This window comes from Methylobacterium sp. A49B, assembly GCF_053346215.1.
Window position 1 is genome coordinate 1 of sequence record NZ_JBKFBO010000115.1, and the last position, 3,963, is coordinate 3,963.

6 protein-coding genes are annotated in these 3,963 nt (G+C 69.5%); 2 read left to right on the plus strand and 4 right to left on the minus strand.

Features of this window, described 5'->3' with window-relative positions:
• A partial coding sequence (locus ACLBX9_RS21015) for a LuxR C-terminal-related transcriptional regulator (RefSeq protein ID WP_447720303.1) occupies nt 1-584 on the minus strand: 584 nt, incomplete at its 3' end.
• Nucleotides 585-796: 212 nt separating this feature from the next.
• Entirely contained in the window at nt 797-1,690 is an 894-nt protein-coding gene (locus ACLBX9_RS21020; protein ID WP_447720304.1) for a GGDEF domain-containing protein, read from the minus strand.
• Between the two features lie 73 nt (nt 1,691-1,763).
• Here ACLBX9_RS21020 and ACLBX9_RS21025 point away from each other — a divergent pair, with 73 nt between their 5' ends.
• A complete protein-coding gene (locus ACLBX9_RS21025; protein ID WP_447720305.1) occupies nt 1,764-2,117 on the plus strand; it encodes a hypothetical protein in 354 nt (117 codons plus the stop codon).
• Here ACLBX9_RS21025 and ACLBX9_RS21030 read toward each other — a convergent pair.
• Together ACLBX9_RS21030 and ACLBX9_RS21035 are read right to left on the minus strand one after the other, a co-directional pair.
• Nucleotides 2,092-2,469, minus strand: coding sequence for a hypothetical protein (locus ACLBX9_RS21030; RefSeq protein WP_447720306.1), 378 nt, complete (start codon nt 2,467-2,469; stop codon nt 2,092-2,094). The genes ACLBX9_RS21025 and ACLBX9_RS21030 overlap by 26 nt on opposite strands.
• Before the next feature lie 173 nt (nt 2,470-2,642).
• Complete coding sequence (locus ACLBX9_RS21035; RefSeq protein ID WP_447720308.1) at nt 2,643-2,873, minus strand: hypothetical protein; 231 nt, start codon at nt 2,871-2,873, stop codon at nt 2,643-2,645.
• A gap of 233 nt (nt 2,874-3,106) precedes the next feature.
• Between ACLBX9_RS21035 and ruvB the strand changes: the two genes are divergently transcribed.
• Nucleotides 3,107-3,963 (plus strand): Holliday junction branch migration DNA helicase RuvB (gene ruvB / locus ACLBX9_RS21040; RefSeq protein WP_447720307.1); only part of this gene is annotated, 857 nt, incomplete at its 3' end.

The following is a 3,963-nucleotide window of genomic DNA, read 5'->3' on the forward strand; positions in this document are numbered from 1 at the left end:
AGCGAGACCAGATCCTTGAGGCGGCCCGTCTGGGTCTTGCGGCGCAGGTTGAGCCGGTGGGTCTCGACGGTGCGCACGCTCAGCGCCAGCCGCCGGGCGACCTCCTTGTTGCTGAAGCCGGAGCTGAGGAAGCGCAGCACCTCGGCCTCGCGGGGCGTGAGGCCCAGGCTGTCGGCCGCCTCGCTCGCCGCCGCATCGGGCTGCTCCGGCGGTGTCAGGCAGTCCGAGCCCTCCGCGAGCGCCAGCAGCGCGGCGCCGAGTTCCCGGGGCGACTTCGAGCGCGCCACGAACGCGTCGACGCCCGCAGCCAGCAGCGCGCGCAGGTCATCCGCCGCGAGCGCGCCGAAGGCCACCAGCGTGCGCAGGTTGGGCTGACGCTCCTTCAGGCCGACGATGCGGGCGATCCCGTCGGCAAGCCGGATCTCGTCGAGGAAGATCAGCGCGACGGTCGTGTCGGTGTTCGCCCGATCCAGATCCGCCTCGCCGATCGTGTGGAGCTCGGGCATGTGCTCCAGTGTCGCGCGAACAGTCGCGCTCAGGTCCTGCGGTTCATCAAGGATCAGGACGCCAACGGCCGTACTCATGACCTCGCACCTCTCTCTCCCGGCTTGATACAAATGGCCGGGCTCGAAGTCGAAGTTCCAAGATTCGTTCCAGCGCAGTTCGGCGAATATTAAGCTTGATGCCAGCGGATTCGGTGCAATCTTGCAGATACTGACCTGATCGACGGTCCGATCTGGGACAGCGCCGTCGGTTGCCCAACGTGGCCGTACCGTTCTGGGGCAATGGTGATGTCTCAGCTCGCGACCGCGAGGGCGTCGGCCGGATAAGGGACGACACGATTGCGTCCGCCGCTCTTCGCTGCGTACAGCGCCAAGTCGGCCCGCTTGATCAGGGCCTCGATGCTGTCTCCATCGGTCCAAGTGCTGACCCCGAAGCTGCAGGTCAGCCGGATCGTGCCGTGGGCGCCGCGGATGCGCCGGTTCTGGGTGGCGGCGCGCAGTCGCTCGGCCCGCGCGCTTGCCTCCACGAGGCAGCAGCCGGGCAGGACGACGGCGAACTCCTCGCCGCCCAGCCGGCCGGCGATCCCATCCTCGGCGATCAGGTCGGCGACCGCCTTGATCGCCACGTCGCCGACATCGTGCCCATGCTCGTCGTTGATCCGTTTGAAATGATCGATGTCGAGGAGGATCGCCGAGATCCCTCCCGGACGCCGGTGCTGTTCGGCCGCTTGGCGCGCCCGGTTGAAGAACGCGCGCCGGTTATAGGAGCCGGTGAGGGGGTCCGTCTCGGCGAGGCGGATCAGTTCCTCCTGCATGGTCGTCAGGCGCTCGGCCGCGCGCAGCCGGGCGTTCAGTTCCTCGGCGCTCGGGGGCTTCTCGATGAAGTCGTCGGCGCCGCTGTCGAGGGCTTCGGCCAGGATCCGGACGTTCCGGGCGGACGACATGGTGATGACGTGCAGCGGTCGGCGCTCTTCGGCCAGCAGGCGGGCGGACCAGCAGAGTTCGAGCCCGGACAGCGGCCGCACCTCCAGGCTCGTGATGAGGACCCGCACGGCGGGTGTCGCGGCGAGAAATTCGAGCGCCTGCGCGGAATCGGTGAAGGGATGAACCGCATGACCCCGCGGTTCGATCAGCGAGGAGATGATCTGGAGCACGACGCGGCTCGAATCGACGATGACGATCTGCATGGCGCGGTCCGAACACGATATCCGCGGTCTAGGCCAGAAGACTTAACTCACCCCAAACGGGATGGATTCCAATATGACCGCGGCCTTAACCACACCGGACGGGCGCTACATCGTCGTTCGCGGCCGCCTGTGGCGAACCGCCAATCCCGCGCTTCCGCCGGAGCGTCGCGAGGCCCTGGTCGCCCGGCTGATGACGGCACGCCGCGCCGTCCAGGCCGCCAAGCGCGCGGAGCGGCAAAGCGATCCGGAGGCCGGTGCCGCCCTGGCGGCCGCCCGCGCCGAAGTGGATGCGGCCAAGGTCGCCCTCGGTGAGCGGGGTCCCGTCTGGTGGAGCGACGGCGCGCCCGACCTCAACCGCAAGCTGGCGCGCCATACGCCCTACGCCGCGTGGTTTGCGGGGCTCACCGCCGGGGAACCCGCACCGTGACGATCTGCGGGCCGGCCGGCGGCCCATCCTCCGCGGCGCCTACGCGCCGGCGGCCGGTCGCGGGGGCGCCGTTGATGACGGTGAGCGTCGGCTGCGCCGCGGGCGGGGCCGCGATCCCCGTGACGGTGGGAACGCCGTAGGTCCCGTAGCTCCAGGGGGACGGGACGATCTCGGTTGGCCGGGGCACCCTGGTCAGCGGGGCGCCGATGTAGGTTCCGCGCACGAAGTCGCCGGCGAAGCCGTCGCTGCCCGCGTAAACGGGGCCGTACGGGAAGGGTCTATGAAAGGTTTGCGCCGAGGCCGGCATCGCCGCGACGAGGGCGAGTAAAGTCAGGATGGTCCGGGTCGCCATGGGACCGGCTCCGATGCGCGTCGGCGCGACCGGGTCGCGCGGGGGGCTGGGGCGGAATGATTGGGAACGGAGCGGAGCACCCGCCGTTCCGCTCCTCCAGACGCGGAGATTGCGTAAACCCCCTACCATACCCAGCAGATGCGTCGCGGGATCGCCCTGCGAGCGTTCGGCGATCAGCGGCAGGTGGTGATCCGCCGAACCACCCAGCCCTCTCCCTCGATCCAGAGGCGGCGTCGCGCGCGGCTGCATGTGGCATCGTCGTCCCGGTCGGCCGAGGCGGGGTGGACCTGCGTGCCGGCCTCCGCGACCTTGGTCTCGCCGGGATCGCTCGCCGCCTGGGCTGCGAATGCGGCGACAAGAACAGCCGCGCCGGCCAAGCCAGCAGCTTTCAGACGGATCATCATGTGGGGGAAGCGCTCTGCGGCCATGCTTCGGGGGTCGTTCCATGAATGCACGGCCCGCCGATTCGGTTTCATCGTGGGCGTTGCACGGTGTGCCCACCCACACCGCCCCCGACGGCGCTTAGACTTCCCGGTTTTCGCGAGTAAGGAGGAACAAAACCGGATATCGGGACCCCCGACGCTCCGGCATCGTCCCCGATCAGGGCTGCGAGATCCGGTCCACGAAGCAAGGGTTCATGAGCAAGCCGAAGCCTCCGACCAACGCGCTTCTGACGCCGGAGAAGCGCGCCGAGGACGTTGATCAGACGATCCGTCCGCTGAGCCTGTCCGAGTTCATCGGTCAGCGGGCGGCGCGGGCGAACATGCAGATCTTCATCGAGGCGGCGCGCAAGACCGGGCAGGCGCTCGACCACGTGCTGTTTGTCGGCCCGCCGGGCCTGGGCAAGACCACGCTGGCCCAGATCGTGGCGCGCGAACTGGGCGTGAACTTCCGCTCCACCTCCGGTCCGGTGATCGCCAAGGCCGGGGACCTGGCCGCGCAGCTGACCAACCTGGAGGAGCGCGACGTCCTGTTCATCGACGAGATCCACCGGCTCAACCCGGCGGTGGAGGAGATCCTCTATCCGGCCATGGAGGACTACCAGCTCGACCTGATCATCGGCGAGGGCCCGGCGGCGCGCTCGGTCAAGATCGAGCTGCCCAAGTTCACGCTGGTGGGCGCCACGACGCGGGCGGGTCTCTTGACCACGCCGCTGCGCGACCGGTTCGGCATCCCGATCCGGCTGGAGTTCTATGAGATCGACGAGCTGGAGCAGATCGTGGCGCGGGGCGCGCGGGTTCTGGGCTTGGGGATGTCGGCGGAGGGGGCCAACGAGATCGCGCGGCGGGCGCGGGGCACGCCGCGGATCGCGGGGCGCCTGCTGCGGCGGGTGCGGGACTTCGCGGTCGTGGCGGAGGCCGAGACGGTGACGCGGGCGATCGCCGACCGGGCGCTGCAACTGCTCGACGTGGACGGGGCGGGGCTCGACGTGATGGACCGCAAGTACCTGGGTCTGATCGCGCGCTCGTTCGGGGGCGGGCCTGTGGGGATCGA